Below are 14,725 nucleotides of genomic sequence, written 5' to 3'. Positions count from 1 at the left end.
CGGGTGCATGCCGATGAACCTGATCCACCGGAAGATCTGCAGCTCGGAGAAGTGGGCCGCGACCGTCGAGGAGCGCCTGACGCCGTGGCTCGCGGACCGCGACCTCGGCGACGACGTGCTCGAGATCGGTCCCGGCTTCGGCGCCACGACGAAAGTGCTGCTCGACGCCGTCCCGAAGCTGACCGTCCTGGAAATCGACCCCGCGTCGACCGAGCTGCTGCGCGCGAAGTTCGGCGGCCGCGCCGAGGTCGTCGAGGGCAGCGGCGCCGAAATGCCGTTCGAGGACGGCCGCTTCTCCGCGGTCGTCTGCTTCACGATGCTGCACCACGTCCCGACGACGCGGCTGCAGGACGCGATCTTCGCCGAAGCGGCGCGGGTCCTGCGCCCGGGCGGCACCTACTGCGGCAGCGACGGCCAGCTCAACCTGCGGTTCCGCCTGCTGCACCTCGGCGACACGATGAACGTCGTCGACGCCGCGACGTTCCCGGCCCGCCTCGAACAGGCCGGCTTCGAACAGGTCGACGTCCGGCTGGAGCCGAAGCAGCTCGTGCTCTTCTCGGCCACCAAGCCCGCAAGCTCGTGAGTGTTTAGGCGGGTTAGAACCCGACTAAACACTCACGAGCGGTTAGCGGTGGTGCGGCTGGCGCGGGACCACCCGGGTCACCGGGCCGTCCGCGGACTTGCCCGCGCGCGACAGCCAGCCTTCGACCTCGCGGCGCACCGACGTCAGCGTCGGGCGGCGGCGCGGCTCGGGGTCGAGGGACGCCGCCAGGAGACGCGCGTGCGCGCTGCGCTGGGGCAGCCGGGACACCGGTTCGGCGCGGGCCGCCGCCATCAGGGCGGCCATCGGGGTCTCGCGCGTGCCGCGCGGGGGCTGGCCGGACAGCGCGTAGCTGATCGTCGCCGCCAGCTGCCACGCGTCGGACGCCGGGGAGGCCGCCGAGCCCATGGCCTGCTCCGGGGCGACGAAGTCGGGCGTGCCGATCATCATCCCGGTGGCGGTCATCTTCGAGTCGCCCTGGCTGCGGGCGATGCCGAAGTCGATCAGGTGGGCCAGGCCGCTCGGGTCCAGCACGATGTTCGACGGCTTGATGTCGCGGTGCAGGACGCCCTTCTCGTGCGCCGCGGCGAGCGCGCCCGCCATCGTCGCCCACAGGCGGCCGGCCGCGACGTCGTCCAGCGGGCCCTGGCCGTCGACCAGCTCGGCCAGCGGGCGGCCTTCGAGGTACTCCATGACCAGCGCGAGCCCGTCCGGCTCCTCGGCCAGGTCGTACACCTTGACGCAGTTCGGGTGGCTGACCACGGCGAGCGCGCGGGCCTCGCGCTGCATGCGCTCGGCGGTGTCGCGGTCCGGCGCGTGCGCGATCTTCAGCGCGACCGTGCGGTTCAGCTGGGTGTCGACGGCCTGCCAGACCGTGCCGAAACCCCCCGCGCCGAGCTGCTTGACGCGCCGGTAGCGGCTGCCGCCGGCGTTGCGGGAGCCGGGCGGCGGCGGGACCGGGCCGGGGGCCGCGGCCAGCGCGCCGGCCATCGGCGGCGGTTCGGGGGCCGACGCCAGCGCCGTCTTCGGGTACGGCTTGTTGATCGGCGGGGGCGGCGGAGGCGGGGTCGGGCGGGGCTGCATCTGCGATGCCGAGGGCGGCGGCGGCCGGTACGGCTCGGGTTCGCGGCGCGGCGGCGCGTCCGAGCGGTTGATCACCGACCACGGCGGTGGCCCGACCATCGCGACCGGGATCAGGCCCAGCACGCTGAACGGCAGGAAGCCGAGCCAGAAGTGCAGCGCGGTGTTCGCCTCCATGCCGACGCTGAACGCGAGCATCGCGGCGAACGGGATCCAGAGGAACCGCGACGGCCACTTCGGGCCGCGGCGGAAGGCGGTGCGGCCCTGCAGGATGACGAACAGCAGCGAGCCGGCGGGCAGCAGGATGAACGCGGCCACGTAGACGAAGGTCGGCAGCGCCGCGTTGTTCTTGTAGAACAGCACCTCGTAGACGTTCGGGCCGCCGCCCAGGTACTCCTTCTGCGTGTCCACCCAGCAGGAGCCGCTCGACAGCGTCGAAGCCTCGCTGGCGGTCAGCCCGGACTTCGTGCCCGCCCGTGCGGCGCGGAAGACGCCCGAAATGCCGTTGGACAGCAGCCACGGCAGGATCAGCGCGCTGACCAGGCCGATCGCCCCGAACACCGACAACGTCGTGGCGTCGTAGCGGTTGCCGGTGCCCTTGCGGATGATCGAGATCGCGAGCGCGCCGATCGGCGGGAGCAGCGCGACGAGCGCGCCGGCCGCGCTCGTGGCCCAGACCCAGTCGCCGGGGCAGAAGCCCGGGCCGAACAAGGAATGGGCTAGCGAGAGCAACGCGCTCGCGAGTCCGTTCACCGCCGGGCTCCCCTCACTGTCCGTGTTCACTTCGTACCGCGACGCGGCGTTTCCCCGCCGTCCAGCTTAGGACGCAGCCGGGCGCCGTTGGGTTGCCGGGTCTTCAGCGTGCCCGGAATCCGGCGGGCCCGCCGCTCGCGGGCCATGATGGGGGCGACGGGGACGTTCGACGCGAAGGAGCGGGCATGGGCGCGTACTCCGAGGCCTACCGGCGCAGCTTGCGCGAGCCGGAGGCGTTCTGGCTGGCCGCGGCGGGTGCGATCAGCTGGACGAAACCCCCGGAGCGGGCACTGGACGCCTCGAACCCGCCCTTCTTCCGGTGGTTCCCGGACGCCGAGCTGAACACCTCGTACAACGCGCTGGACCGGCACGTCGAGGCCGGGCGCGGTGGCCAGGCCGCGTTGATCTGGGACTCGCCCGTGACCGGACAGCAACGCACCTACACCTACGAAGAGCTGCGGGACGCGGTCGCGCGCTTCGCCGGCGCGCTGCGCTCGCTGGGGGTCACGAAGGGTGACCGGGTCATCGTCTACCTGCCGATGGTGCCCGAGGCGGCGATCGCGATGCTGGCCTGCGCGCGGATCGGCGCGGTGCACTCGGTGGTCTTCGGCGGGTTCGCGCCCAAGGAGCTGGCCGCGCGGATCGAAGACGCCAAGCCCAAGGTGATCCTGGCGGCGTCCTGCGGCATCGAGCCGACGCGGGTGGTCGAGTACCAGCCGATCATCACCGCGGCGCTCGAACTGACCGAGCACCAGCCGGACCACGTCGTCGTGCTGCAGCGCGAACAGGCGCCGGCCACGCTGAGCGGGCGGGAGCTGGACTGGACCGAGCTGGCCGAGAGCGCCGATCCGGCGGATCCGGTGCCGGTCGCGGCCACCGATCCGCTCTACATCCTCTACACGTCCGGCACGACCGGGAAGCCGAAGGGCGTCGTGCGCGACACCGGCGGCCACGCGGTCGCGCTCGCCTACTCGATGGACGCGGTCTACGACGTCCACGCCGGCGACGTCTGGTGGACGGCCTCCGACGTCGGCTGGGTCGTCGGGCACTCCTACATCGTCTACGCGCCACTGCTGGTCGGGGCCACGACGGTGATGTACGAAGGCAAGCCGGTCGGCACGCCGGACGCGGGCGCGTTCTGGCGGGTCATCGCCGAACACGGCGTCCAGGCGCTGTTCACCGCGCCGACCGCGCTGCGGGCCGTCAAGAAGGTCGACCCGGACGCCCGCGAGCTGGCGAAGTACGACCTCAAGGCGTTCAAGACGCTGTTCATGGCCGGCGAGCGGCTCGACCCGGAGACCCTGCACTGGGCGCACGAGAAGCTCGGCGTGCCGGTGATCGACCACTGGTGGCAGACCGAGACCGGCTGGCCGATCGCGGCGAACCCGCGCGGCCTGGAGCCGATGGAGGTCAAGCCCGGGTCCGCGACCAAGCCGGTCCCCGGCTGGGACGTCCGGATCCTCGACCAGGCGGGCGAGGAGCTGCCACCCGGCCGCGAAGGCGCCATCACGGTGCGGCTGCCGCTGCCGCCGGGCTCGCTGCCGACGCTGTGGGGTGACGACGAGCGCTACCGCGAGGCCTACCTCTCCCGCTACGACGGCTACTACCTGACCGGCGACTCGGGCTACATCGACGAAGACGGCTACCTCTTCGTCATGGGCCGCACCGACGACGTCATCAACGTCGCCGGCCACCGGCTGTCCACCGGGTCGATGGAGGCGGTGCTCGCTTCGCACCCGGCGGTCGCCGAGTGCGCGGTGATCGGCGTCGCCGACCAGCTCAAGGGCCAGCTGCCCCGCGGGTTCGTCGTGCTCAAGGCGGGCGCGGACATCGCCGAGGAGCAGCTGCGCGACGAGCTCGTGGCCATGGTCCGCCGGGACATCGGGCCGGTCGCCGCGTTCCGCGATGTGTCCATTGTGGACGCGCTACCGAAGACGCGGTCGGGCAAGATCCTGCGCAAGACCATGCGCGCGATCGCCGACGGCCGCGACGAGGCCGTGCCCTCGACGATCGAGGACCCGAGCGTGCTGGAAGCCATCCGCGCAGCCCTTCGTTAAGGACTGTTCCAAATGCCCCGGCTGGTCTGTACCTTTGGGGGCAGTCCCCGACCGGAGGTGCCCTGATGCGCTTGTCCAGAGCCGTCTTGACCGCGGCGATCGTGAGTCTCACGGCGGCCGGCCTGCCCGCCTCCGCGGCGGCTTCGCCGGCCGCCCCGGAACGCAGCGTGACCGACGTCGTCCCGGCGCCCGTGTCGGCGAAGGCCGACCCGCGTGGTGACTTCAAGCTGACGCCGTTCACCGTGATCGCGGCCGACCACGGCGCCGGCCAGGTCGCGGACTACCTGCGCGGCCTGCTCCGGCCCGCCACCGGCTACCCGCTGCCGGTCGTGCCGCGTGCGTGGGGCGTCCCCGCGATCTCCCTGAAGCTGGGCCGCGACGCGCGGATCGGCACCGAGGGTTACGAGCTGAAGGTCGCGCGCGACGGCGTCACGCTGAAGGCCAACACCGCCGACGGGCTCTTCGAAGGCGTGCAGTCGCTGCGGCAGCTGCTGCCGTCGGCGATCGACGCGAAGCGCGTGCAGCACCGGACGTGGACCGTCGCCGGCGGCACGATCCTCGACTACCCGCGCTTCGCCGAGCGCGGCGCGATGCTCGACGTCGCCCGGCACTTCTTCAAACCGGACCAGGTCAAGCGGTACATCGACCAGATCGCCCAGTACAAGGTCAACACCCTGCACCTGCACCTCGCGGACGACCAGGGCTGGCGCATCGAGATCAAGAGCTGGCCGAAGCTGGCGACGGTCGGCGGGCTGACCGCCGTCGACAACGACCCGGGCGGCTACTACACCCAGGCGCAGTACCGGGACATCGTCGCCTACGCGGCTTCGCGGCACATCACGGTGATCCCGGAGATCGACATGCCGGGCCACACGAACGCGGCGCAGTCGACGTACGCGGAGCTGAACTGCGACGGCAAGGCCGTCCCGGTGCGCACGGACACCGAGGTCGGCTACAGCTCGCTGTGCATCTCCTCGCCGATCACGTACAAGTTCGTCGAGGACGTCGTCCGCGAGCTGGCGGCCCTCACCCCCGGGCCGTACCTGCACATCGGCGGCGACGAGGCGCACTCGACGCCGCCCGCGGACTACCTCGCGTTCGAGAAGAAGGTCCAGCCGATCGTCGCCAAGTACGGCAAGAAGGTCACCGGCTGGCACGAGATCGCGAAGTCGGACCCGCCCGCGTCGGCGGTCCCGCAGTACTGGGACTTCGGCGGTGACAACCCTTCGGTCGCGGCCGCGGCGGCGCGGGGCAGCAAGATCCTGATGTCGCCCGCGAACTACGCGTACCTGGACATGAAGTACGACGCTTCGACCCCGCTGGGCCAGGACTGGGCGGCGCTGATCGAGGTTCGCGATGGCTACGACTGGGATCCGGCGTCGCTGGTGACCGGCGTCGGCGAGCACCAGATCGCGGGCGTCGAGGCGCCGCTGTGGACCGAGACGCTCCGCACGAGCGCCGACATCGAGTACATGGCGTTCCCGCGGCTGCCCGGCATCGCGGAGATCGGCTGGTCCCCGAAGTCGACGCACAACTGGGACGCGTACCGGGCGCGCCTGGCGAAGCAGTCCCCGCGCTGGGCGGCCCAGGGCATCAACTTCTACCGCAGCCCCCAGGTCGACTGGCAGTAAGGACGTGGTCCCGTGGTCGTGGGTGTTTAGTCGGGTTCTAACCCGACTAAACACTCACGACCCCAGGCGGGCACGGATCGCGCGGCGGGCCAGGGTGTAGGGGGTGGGGCCGCCGTTGAGGACCGCGTCGGCGTTGGCCGCGCGGCCCAGCGCGTGCAGCTCGAACGCCAGGACTTCCGCGTCCGCGGTCAAGTGGCCGAGCGAGACGGCGTCGATGCAAGTCTCGCGGATGAACGCGGCGAACGAGCCGCTTGCCGAAGCGACCGCGTCGTGGACCCGGCCGGGGCGTGCGTCGAACTCCGCGCCGACGTTGAAGAAGAAGCAGCCGCCCGGGAACACCCGCTTTTCCGAGTACTCCAGCCAGTTCTCGCAGATCGCCCGCAATCGCGGCAAGCCCGGTGAAACCGCGGACGCAGGCGTGACGACGTGGGAGCGGAAGATGTCGAGAGCCGCTTCGATCGTCGCGAGCTGCAGTTCCTCCTTCGAGCCGAACAACGCGAACACGCCGCTCTTGCTCAGCTCCAGCTCGGTGGCGAGCCGGCCGAGGGAGAGGCCCTCCAGGCCGTCGACGGACGCGACGTCCACCGCCCGGCGCAGCACCAGGCGGCGGGTCGCGTCACCGCGGGCGAGCCGGCCGTCAACCGGCACGCCGCGCCCGCCATCGGTCCACAGTGGACTGGATGCCGGCGCTCCACGACACCGCCAGCGCCGGCGTCGCGAGGACGCGGTCGGCGAAGTCCAGCGCCGCCTCGACGCGCTCGGGCGGCAGCTGCCCGTAGTTCGCGAAGGAGATCACGTAGACCTCGGCGACCGTCGGCGCGTCCGCGCGCTCGACCAGCTCGACCGCGCCGGACGTCGGCACCGTGCCCGGCCGCAGCACGCGCAGGTACCAGCCGCTGCGCCCGGAGTCGATCATCGCCGGGGTGATGTCCTTGCGGCCGGTCTTCATCGCGAGCTTGAAGCACGGCGACCGCGGCTGCGAGACCTGCACGAGCGCGTCACCCCAGGCCCAGACGTCCCCGATCCGCACGTCGTCCTCGGTGAGGCCGCTCAGCGAGATGTTCTCCCCGAAGTCGGCCGTCTCGACCTCGAAGCCGTCTTCGCGCCAGGCCGCGTAGTGCTCGGCCGGGTAGACGTAGACCGCCTTGTCGGGGCCGCCGTGCACGGTGAGGTCGGCCTGCCGGTCGCCGTCGAGGTTCAGCTCGCTCAGCTTCAGCTCCGGCGCCATGACCAGTGCCTTCGTGATCCCGCTCAGCACCGGCAGCTCCCGCCGGTAGCCCAGGACGCTCGGTTCGCCCACGTAGACGTTGTCGACGTTCATGCCCTGAAGATAGCACGACCGTTCGTATAGTTTTCCGCCTTTAAGGTGGCGGACATGGATCTGCTCGGCAAGGCCCGCGCCCACGTCGACTCCGGCGCCCTCTTCACCGAACTGGCCCGGCTGGTGGCCTACCCGACGGTCAGCGACGCCCCCGAAGGCCGCGCCGCGATCCAGGCCTACCTGGCCGAGGTCCTGACCCCGGCGCTGACCGGCCTCGGCTGCGCCGTCACGCAGCACGCCAACCCGGACCCGGCGGGCGGCCCGTTCCTGGTCGGCGTCCGCACGGAGGGAGAAGACCTGCCGACGCTGCTCTGCTACGGCCACGCCGACGTCGTCGGGGAAGCCGGGCAGTGGCGCGACGGGCTCGACCCGTGGACGCTCACCGCGGACGGCGACCGCTGGTACGGCCGCGGCACCGCGGACAACAAGGGCCAGCACCTGATCAACCTCACGGCGTTGCGCCTGGTGCTGGCCGAGCGCGGGAGGCTCGGCTTCAACCTCAAGTTCCTCTTCGAAACCGGCGAAGAGATCGGCTCCCCCGGCCTCACGGAGTTCGCCGCGCGGCAGAAGGAACTCCTGAGCGCCGACGTCCTCATCGCCTCCGACGGCCCGCGGCTCGACGCGGCGACCCCGACGCTGTTCCTCGGCGCCCGCGGCGGCATCCGGATCACCCTGGACGCCGACCTGCGCCCGGACGCCGCCCACTCCGGCAACTGGGGCGGGATCCTGCGCAACCCGGCCACGACGCTCGCCGCCGCGATCGCGAGCCTGGTCGACGGTCACGGCCGGATCCGGGTGCCCGCACTGCTGCCGCCGGAGCTGCCGGAATCCGTGCGCGCCGCACTGGCCGACGTCGTCGTCGACGCGGACGCAAGCTGGGGCGACCAGCGATTGACGCCCGCCGAGCGGCTCTACGGCTGGAACACCCTGGAGGTGCTGGCACTCGACGCCGGGAACGCCGGCCGCCCGGTCAACGCCATCCCCGGCCGCGCCCGCGCGGTGCTGCAGCTGCGGTACGTCGCCGGCACCGACGTCGACGGCGTCGCACCCGCCATCCGGGAACACCTTGCCGCGCAGGGGTTCCCGATGGTCGACGTCCAAGCCGACGCGACTTTCCTGGCCAGCCGTACGCCGGTCGACGACCCGTGGGTCGGCTGGGCTCGGACCGCGCTGGACGAGGTAAGCGCGAAGCCCGTCGCCCTCTTGCCCAGCTTCGGCGGCGGCCTGCCCAACCACGTCTTCACCGACGTCCTCGGGCTGGCGACGCTGTGGCTGCCGCACTCCTACCCGGGCTGCCTGCAGCACGCGCCGGACGAGCACCTGCTCGCCCCGGTCGCCCGGGAGGGGCTGGTGCTCGCCACGGCGTTGTTCGGCGCTTTCAGTTCAGCGCCGCGGACTCCTCGTCGGTGAGCAGCCGGGAGCGGATCAGGAAGCGCACGCCTTCGGGCGCCTCCAAGGAAAACCCGCTCCCGCGCCCGGGCACGACGTCGATCGTCAGGTGCGTGTGCTTCCAGTACTCGAACTGCGGCCCGGACATCCACACCGGCACGTCCTCGATGCCCTCGACTTCGAGTGAGCCGAGCCGCACGTCGGACTGACCGGTGCGGAACTCCCCGGCCGGGTAGCACATCGGGGCGCTGCCGTCGCAGCACCCGCCGGACTGGTGGAACATCACCGGCCCGTGGCGTGACACCAGCTGCCGCAGGAGGTCCGCGGCAGCCGGCGTCAGATCGACGCGCTCACTCATCAGAAGAACCCGAGCGCCTGGTCGGAGTAGGAGACGAGCATGTTCTTCGTCTGCTGGTAGTGGTCCAGCATCATCTTGTGGTTCTCGCGGCCGATGCCGGACGCCTTGTAGCCGCCGAAGGCCGCGTGCGCCGGGTAGGCGTGGTAGTTGTTCACCCAGACGCGGCCCGCCTGGATGTCGCGGCCGGCGCGGTAGGCGGTGTTGCCGTCGCGGGACCAGACACCGGCGCCGAGGCCGTAGAGCGTGTCGTTGGCGATCTTGATGGCGTCGGCGTAGTCGTCGAACTTCGCCACGGACACGACCGGGCCGAAGATCTCCTCCTGGAAGATCCGCATCTTGTTGTCGCCGGCGAACACGGTCGGCTCGACGTAGTAGCCGCCGGAGAGCTCGCCGCCGAGGTCGCTGCGGACGCCGCCGGTGAGGATCTCGGCGCCTTCCTGCTTGCCGATGTCGATGTAGGACAGGATCTTCTCGAGCTGGTCGTTCGAAGCCTGCGCGCCAATCATCGTCTCGGTGTCGAGCGGGTGGCCCTGCTTGATCTTGCGGACGCGCTCGACGCCGTCGCCGAGGAACCGGTCGTAGATGCCCGACTGGATCAGCGCCCGCGACGGGCAGGTGCAGACCTCACCCTGGTTCAGCGCGAAGAGCGCGAAGCCCTCCTGCGCCTTGTCGTAGAAGTCGTCGTTCCGCGCGGCGACGTCGTCGAAGAAGATGTTCGGGCTCTTGCCGCCCAGCTCGACCGTCACCGGGATGATGTTCTCGCTGGCGTACTGCAGGATCAGCCGCCCGGTCGTGGTCTCGCCGGTGAAGGCGACCTTGCGGACGCGGTTGCTGGAGGCCAGCGGCTTGCCGGCTTCGACGCCGAAGCCGTTGACGATGTTGACCACGCCCGGCGGGATCAGGTCGCCGATGATCGAGAACAGCAGGTGGATCGACGCCGGGGTCTGCTCGGCCGGCTTGAGCACGATCGCGTTTCCCGCGGCCAGCGCCGGGGCGAGCTTCCAGACCGCCATCAGGATCGGGAAGTTCCACGGGATGATCTGCGCGACCACCCCGAGCGGCTCGTGGAAGTGGTAGGCGACGGTGTTCTCGTCGACCTGCGAGATGCCGCCCTCCTGGGCGCGCAGGGCGCCGGCGAAGTAGCGGAAGTGGTCGATGGCCAGCGGGATGTCGGCGGCGAGGGTCTCGCGGACCGCCTTGCCGTTCTCCCAGGCCTCGGCGACCGCGATCGCTTCGAGGTTCTGCTCCATCCGGTCGGCGATCTTCAGGAGGACGTTGGCGCGTTCCTCGGGCGAGGTCCGGCCCCACGCCGGCGCGGCGCCGTGGGCGGCGTCGAGCGCCTTCTCGACGTCCTCGGCGTTACCCCGGGCGATCTCGCAGAAGGTCTTGCCGGTGACGGGGGTGGGGTTCTCGAAGTACTGGCCGCCGGCCGGCGGCACGTACTCGCCGCCGATGTAGTGGTCGTAGCGCGATTCGTAGCTGACGACACTGCCTTCGGTGTTCGGTGCGGCGTACTGGACCATCTTCCCTGCCTCGTTGCTCGGAGTGACGGTTTTCCTGGTGGCCGCCGAAGGTAGGTGCGGCAACGTTGCACGCGCGTTGCACCGCTGTGAGCTGGCTCTCTACGCTGGAGGACGTGGCAGAGGCGCCCGAACCGGAGCTGCTGCGCGACCCCGAGTCGTACGCGCGGCTACTGGAGCACGTCCGCGAAGCGGTGCTCCGGGGCGTTCCCGGGCCCCGGTTGCCACGCTCCGTCGTCTCCGACTCCTGGACCCGCTCGCTCGCCGCCCGTGTCGACCCGGACGAGGGCGAAGCGCCGTTCGTCTACGACACCGGCGACCTCGCCGACCTCCGCGAAGCCCACCCGCTGGCGCCGGTGCTGCCGGTGCTGCGGCAGATGCTGGTGAGCATCGCCGACGACGCCGAGCACGTGATGATCGTGACCGACGCCGACGGGCTGATCCTGTGGCGCGAGGGCGCGGCGGGCCAGCTGCTGCGCGGCGACCGCGTCGGCCTCACCGAGGGCACGCGCTGGAGCGAAGCCGCGATCGGCACGAACGCCATGGGCACCGCGCTGGCGACCGGCGACCCGGTGCAGATCTACTCGGCCGAGCACCTGGTCCGCCGCTACCACGCGTGGACGTGCGCGGCGGCGCCGGTGCGCGACCCCGAAACCGGCGTGCTGCTCGGCTCGATCGACGTCAGCGGGCCGTTGCGCACCGTGCACCCGGCGATGCTTTCGCTCGTCACCGCCACGGCGCAGCTCGCGGAAGGCCAGCTGCGGGCCCAGCTCGCGGTCCGCGACGAGCAGCTGCGGCGGGCCAACATGCCGCACCTGGAAGCACTGCGCGGCCGGCCCGGCGCGCTGCTTTCGGCGGGCGGGCGGGTACTCGCCGCGCAGGCGTGCCTGCTGCCGTCCACAGTGGACGTCCGGCGCGGCGGCGGCACGGTGAACCTGCCCGACGGCCGCATCGCCACGGTGGAGCCACTGCCCGAGGGCTACCTGCTGCGGCTGTCGTCGGCCACGGCGAGCGGTGGCGGGCCGCGGTCCCGGCTGTCGCTGGAGTACCTCGCGGACGGCGCTTTTTCGACCACTGTGGACGGTCGGGAAGTGCCGCTCACGTTGCGGCACGCGGAGATACTGACCCTGCTGAGCCTGCACCCGAACGGCCTCTCGGCGGAACGGCTGGCGCTGCAGCTCTACGGCGAATCGGGCAACCCGGTTACGGTCCGCGCGGAGATCCACCGCCTGCGCTCCCAGCTGGGCGCGTCGGTGGTGCAGACCCGCCCGTACCGGCTGGCGGCGGACGTCGACGCGGACTTCACCCGCGCCCGCGCGGCGTTGCGCACCGGCTCCGCCGCCGACGTCCTGCGTGCCTTCCGCGGCCCGCTGCTGCCGGACTCGGAAGCGCCGGCGATCCGCGAGGAACGCGAATCGCTGACGGCGCAGGTGCGTCAGGTGGCGCTCAACAGCGGCGATCCCGGCGTGCTGTGGTCGTTCTGGGAAACCGCGTGCGGCGTGGACGACTTCGCCGTGCTCGACGCGCTGCTGAAGACGCTCCCCGCGGCCGACCCGCGGCGGGCCGCCGTGACGGCCCACCGCGCCCGGCTCGCTTGAGGCGTCAGGGTTCCAGGTCGGCCAGGCCCCGCCCGGTCGCCACGTCGAACGGCACGGACGCCTGGTCGTGCACGATCACCCAGCCGTCGCCGGTGTCCCGGAAGACGAACGTGCCCCGGACCCACATGCCGTCGGTGGTGACGCCGTTCTTCAGGGTCCCGCTGACCCGGCCGAAGCCGTGCCCGACGGCGAGGCCGCCGCTCGCCGTGACGGTCAGGTCGCGCAGCTCGTAGTCCACCTTTTCGAAGATCGTGAACACCTTCGCCCAGTTCTCCAGCTTCGCGTCGACCCCCACGTGCTGCAACGGCGGCTCGACGTCGAAGGAGACGACGTCGGGGGCGTAACAGCGCCGCAGCGCCTCGAGGTCCTTGACGCGGAGCCCCTCGACCATCGCGTCGAGCCGGCCCCGGATCGCGGCTTCGGCGTCCCCGCGCCGCAGCGGCGCGAGCGCGGTGCTCCAGGCGACGACGTGGTCGAGCACCAGGTCGAGCGCGGGGAGCTGGTAGGCACCCGGCGCGAAGACGGCGCGGTCCTCGAACTCCGTCGCCAGCGGCAGCGTGACCTGCGGGGCCACGTCCGCCAGCTGGAGAGCCCCGCAGATCAGCCGCAGCTGCTCGACCGAGCGGGCCCCGCCGGCCCCGCCGTAGGAGACGAACCCGGCGGCCTTGGTGGTCCACTCGACGTGCACGTGGTCCATCGCGTTCTTGAGCACCCCGGGAACGGAGTGGTTGTACTCCGGCGTGACGAACACGAACCCGTCACAGGCGGCGACGGTCGCGGCCCAGGCGCGGGTGCGGTCGTCTTCGTACCGGCCCGAGAAGCCGGGCGGCTCCTCGAGGTGGGGCAGCGGGTGGTCGCGCAGGTCGATCAGCGTGAAGCGGGCGTCGGCGCGGCGGCTCGCCCGCTCGTGGACCCAGCGCGCCACCTGGTCCCCGAGGCGGCCGGGACGGGTGCTGCCCAGCACGATTCCGATCTCGATCATCGTTCTCCCCTGTTCGTTCGGCTTCCGGAGGTACGACGAAGCAGGCGGTCGGGATGTCAGGTGAACCCGAAGTAGACACCGTCTACACAAGTTTGATAGACAGTGTCCACAAGGTGAACCACGGGTTACGGAGATCGGGATGAGCTACCACCGTTTCGTCGTCCTCGGCGACAGCTGCGCCGAGGGCCTCGACGACCCGTACCCCGGCCGGGACCACTACCGGGGCTGGGCCGACTTCGTCGCCGCCCGGCTGGCCGAGGGTGCGCCCGGCTTCCGGTACGCCAACCTCGCCGTCCGCGGGCGGCGGCTCGACCAGATCGTGCCCGAGCAGATCCCCGCCGCCACGCGCCTCGAACCCGACCTCGTCGCGCTCTTCGGGGGCGGCAACGACGTCATGAGCCGCGGCTGGGACGCGCGGACCGTGGCCCGCCGCGTCGACGCCGCCATCAAGGCGTGCACGGAAATCTCGCCCACCGTCGTCACCTTCACCCTCAGCGACGTGTCGAGCCGGATGCCGCTCGGGCAGCGGATGCGGCCGCGGATCGTCGCGCTCAACGAGGCCATCCGCGAAGCCGCCGTCAGCTACGGGGCGCTGCTCATCGACCTGTGGCCCGACCAGGCCGTCACCGACTCCCGCTACTTCGGCGCCGACCGGCTCCACCTCTCCGAGCTCGGGCACCGGCGGCTCGCCGCGTACGTCCTCGGGCGGCTCGGGCTCGACCACGATCCCGGCTGGCTCGCGCCGCTGCCGGGCGTCGCGGCCGCGGGGAGCTGGCGCGCCGACCTGCACTGGCTGCTCCGCGAGGTGCTCCCGGTCGCCGTGACGCGCACGCGCAACCGGCTGATCGGCCGCCAGCCGGGCGACGGCTTCCTGCCGAAGCGCCCGGACCTGCTCCCGATGACGAGGGACGAAGCGTGGGCACCCGGCAACGCCTGATCGACACCGCGTCCGAACTTCTGGCCGACGAAGGCGTCGAGGCGGTGACGCTGCGCGGGATCGCGAAGGCCGCGGGCGTTTCGCACGGCGCGCCGCTGCGGCACTTCTCGGGCCGCGCCGAACTGCTGTCCGCCGTCGCGACCCGCGGGTACGCCGACCTGCTCGCCCGCCGCGAGACGCTGCCGGGAACCTCGCCGCGGGAGCGGCTCACCGCCGCCTGCCACAGTTACCTCGACTTCGCGCTGACCAACCCGGCGATGTTCGAGCTGATGTTCCGCCGCGACCTGGTCGACGCGGACGACCCGGCGCTCTCGGCGGCGGCGAGCGCGGTGTTCGACACCTTCGCCGTGCTGGTCGCGGCGGTGCCGACGCCGGTCGCGCGGTCGGGCGCCGACCTGCGGCTGGTCGCGGCGTCGCTGTGGGCCGCGCTGCACGGCCTCGCCCAGCTGTGGCTGTGGGGCGGCCTGGCGGGGGCGAGCTTCGCGCCGTCCCCGGAGGCGGCGCTGGCCGTCACGCTCGACGCGTACCTCGGCTAGGAACCCGGCTGGACGCCCGGCG

The 14,725-nt window shown here is 71.8% G+C and carries 13 protein-coding genes; 7 read left to right on the top strand and 6 right to left on the bottom strand.

What is annotated here, in order from left to right; all coding sequences use genetic code 11:
• The first annotated feature begins 7 nt into the window (after positions 1–7).
• Positions 8–583: a class I SAM-dependent methyltransferase gene (locus SD460_RS12065; protein WP_290054219.1), complete on the top strand. Its 576-nt coding sequence runs from the start codon at positions 8–10 to the stop codon at positions 581–583.
• A gap of 42 nt (positions 584–625) precedes the next feature.
• Here the strand turns inward: SD460_RS12065 and SD460_RS12060 are convergent, their stop codons facing one another.
• A complete protein-coding gene (locus tag SD460_RS12060) occupies positions 626–2,374 on the bottom strand; it encodes a serine/threonine-protein kinase (RefSeq protein WP_318306159.1) in 1,749 nt (582 codons plus the stop codon).
• A gap of 185 nt (positions 2,375–2,559) precedes the next feature.
• On the opposite strand from SD460_RS12060, the gene SD460_RS12055 reads away from it, so the two are divergent.
• Entirely contained in the window at positions 2,560–4,431 is a 1,872-nt protein-coding gene (locus SD460_RS12055) for a propionyl-CoA synthetase (RefSeq protein ID WP_290049845.1), read from the top strand.
• Positions 4,432–4,496: 65 nt separating this feature from the next.
• On the top strand, positions 4,497–6,062 hold the full coding sequence (locus tag SD460_RS12050) for a beta-N-acetylhexosaminidase (RefSeq protein WP_290049844.1): 1,566 nt from the start codon (positions 4,497–4,499) through the stop codon (positions 6,060–6,062).
• A 54-nt stretch (positions 6,063–6,116) separates the two neighbouring features.
• On the opposite strand, the gene SD460_RS12045 is transcribed toward SD460_RS12050, so the two are convergent.
• Together SD460_RS12045 and SD460_RS12040 are read right to left on the bottom strand one after the other, a co-directional pair.
• The gene (locus SD460_RS12045) at positions 6,117–6,710 is read right to left on the bottom strand and encodes a TetR/AcrR family transcriptional regulator (RefSeq protein WP_318306158.1); all 594 of its coding nucleotides are present in this window, start codon (positions 6,708–6,710) and stop codon (positions 6,117–6,119) included.
• Positions 6,700–7,383 carry an MOSC domain-containing protein gene (locus SD460_RS12040; RefSeq protein ID WP_290049842.1) on the bottom strand — a complete coding sequence of 228 codons (684 nt, stop codon included), beginning with the start codon at positions 7,381–7,383 and terminating at the stop codon, positions 6,700–6,702. The genes SD460_RS12045 and SD460_RS12040 overlap by 11 nt, the downstream gene beginning before the upstream one ends.
• Positions 7,384–7,437: 54 nt before the next feature.
• Between SD460_RS12040 and SD460_RS12035 the strand changes: the two genes are divergently transcribed.
• Entirely contained in the window at positions 7,438–8,793 is a 1,356-nt protein-coding gene (locus SD460_RS12035; protein ID WP_290049841.1) for a M20 family metallopeptidase, read from the top strand.
• On the opposite strand, the gene SD460_RS12030 is transcribed toward SD460_RS12035, so the two are convergent.
• Positions 8,762–9,130 carry a DUF779 domain-containing protein gene (locus tag SD460_RS12030; protein ID WP_290049840.1) on the bottom strand — a complete coding sequence of 123 codons (369 nt, stop codon included), beginning with the start codon at positions 9,128–9,130 and terminating at the stop codon, positions 8,762–8,764. The two genes, SD460_RS12035 and SD460_RS12030, sit on opposite strands and share 32 nt — an antisense overlap.
• Entirely contained in the window at positions 9,130–10,653 is a 1,524-nt protein-coding gene (exaC, locus tag SD460_RS12025; RefSeq protein ID WP_290049839.1) for an acetaldehyde dehydrogenase ExaC, read from the bottom strand. The genes SD460_RS12030 and exaC overlap by 1 nt, the downstream gene beginning before the upstream one ends.
• A gap of 113 nt (positions 10,654–10,766) precedes the next feature.
• On the opposite strand from exaC, the gene SD460_RS12020 reads away from it, so the two are divergent.
• Positions 10,767–12,248: a helix-turn-helix domain-containing protein gene (locus SD460_RS12020; RefSeq protein WP_290049838.1), complete on the top strand. Its 1,482-nt coding sequence runs from the start codon at positions 10,767–10,769 to the stop codon at positions 12,246–12,248.
• Between the two features lie 4 nt (positions 12,249–12,252).
• Here SD460_RS12020 and SD460_RS12015 read toward each other — a convergent pair whose 3' ends face one another.
• Entirely contained in the window at positions 12,253–13,230 is a 978-nt protein-coding gene (locus SD460_RS12015; protein ID WP_318306157.1) for an NAD(P)H-dependent oxidoreductase, read from the bottom strand.
• 139 nt (positions 13,231–13,369) lie between these two features.
• Between SD460_RS12015 and SD460_RS12010 the strand changes: the two genes are divergently transcribed.
• Entirely contained in the window at positions 13,370–14,167 is a 798-nt protein-coding gene (locus SD460_RS12010; RefSeq protein WP_290049836.1) for an SGNH/GDSL hydrolase family protein, read from the top strand.
• Positions 14,146–14,703, top strand: a complete 558-nt coding sequence (locus SD460_RS12005; RefSeq protein ID WP_290049835.1) for a TetR/AcrR family transcriptional regulator — start codon at positions 14,146–14,148, stop codon at positions 14,701–14,703. The genes SD460_RS12010 and SD460_RS12005 overlap by 22 nt, the downstream gene beginning before the upstream one ends.
• Positions 14,704–14,725 lie beyond the last annotated feature (22 nt).

It is taken from the genome of Amycolatopsis solani, from assembly GCF_033441515.1.
Classification (GTDB): Bacteria; Actinomycetota; Actinomycetes; order Mycobacteriales; family Pseudonocardiaceae; genus Amycolatopsis; species Amycolatopsis solani.
Note: the sequence above shows the minus strand (reverse complement) of the source record. Positions and strands in the feature narration are given on the sequence as shown.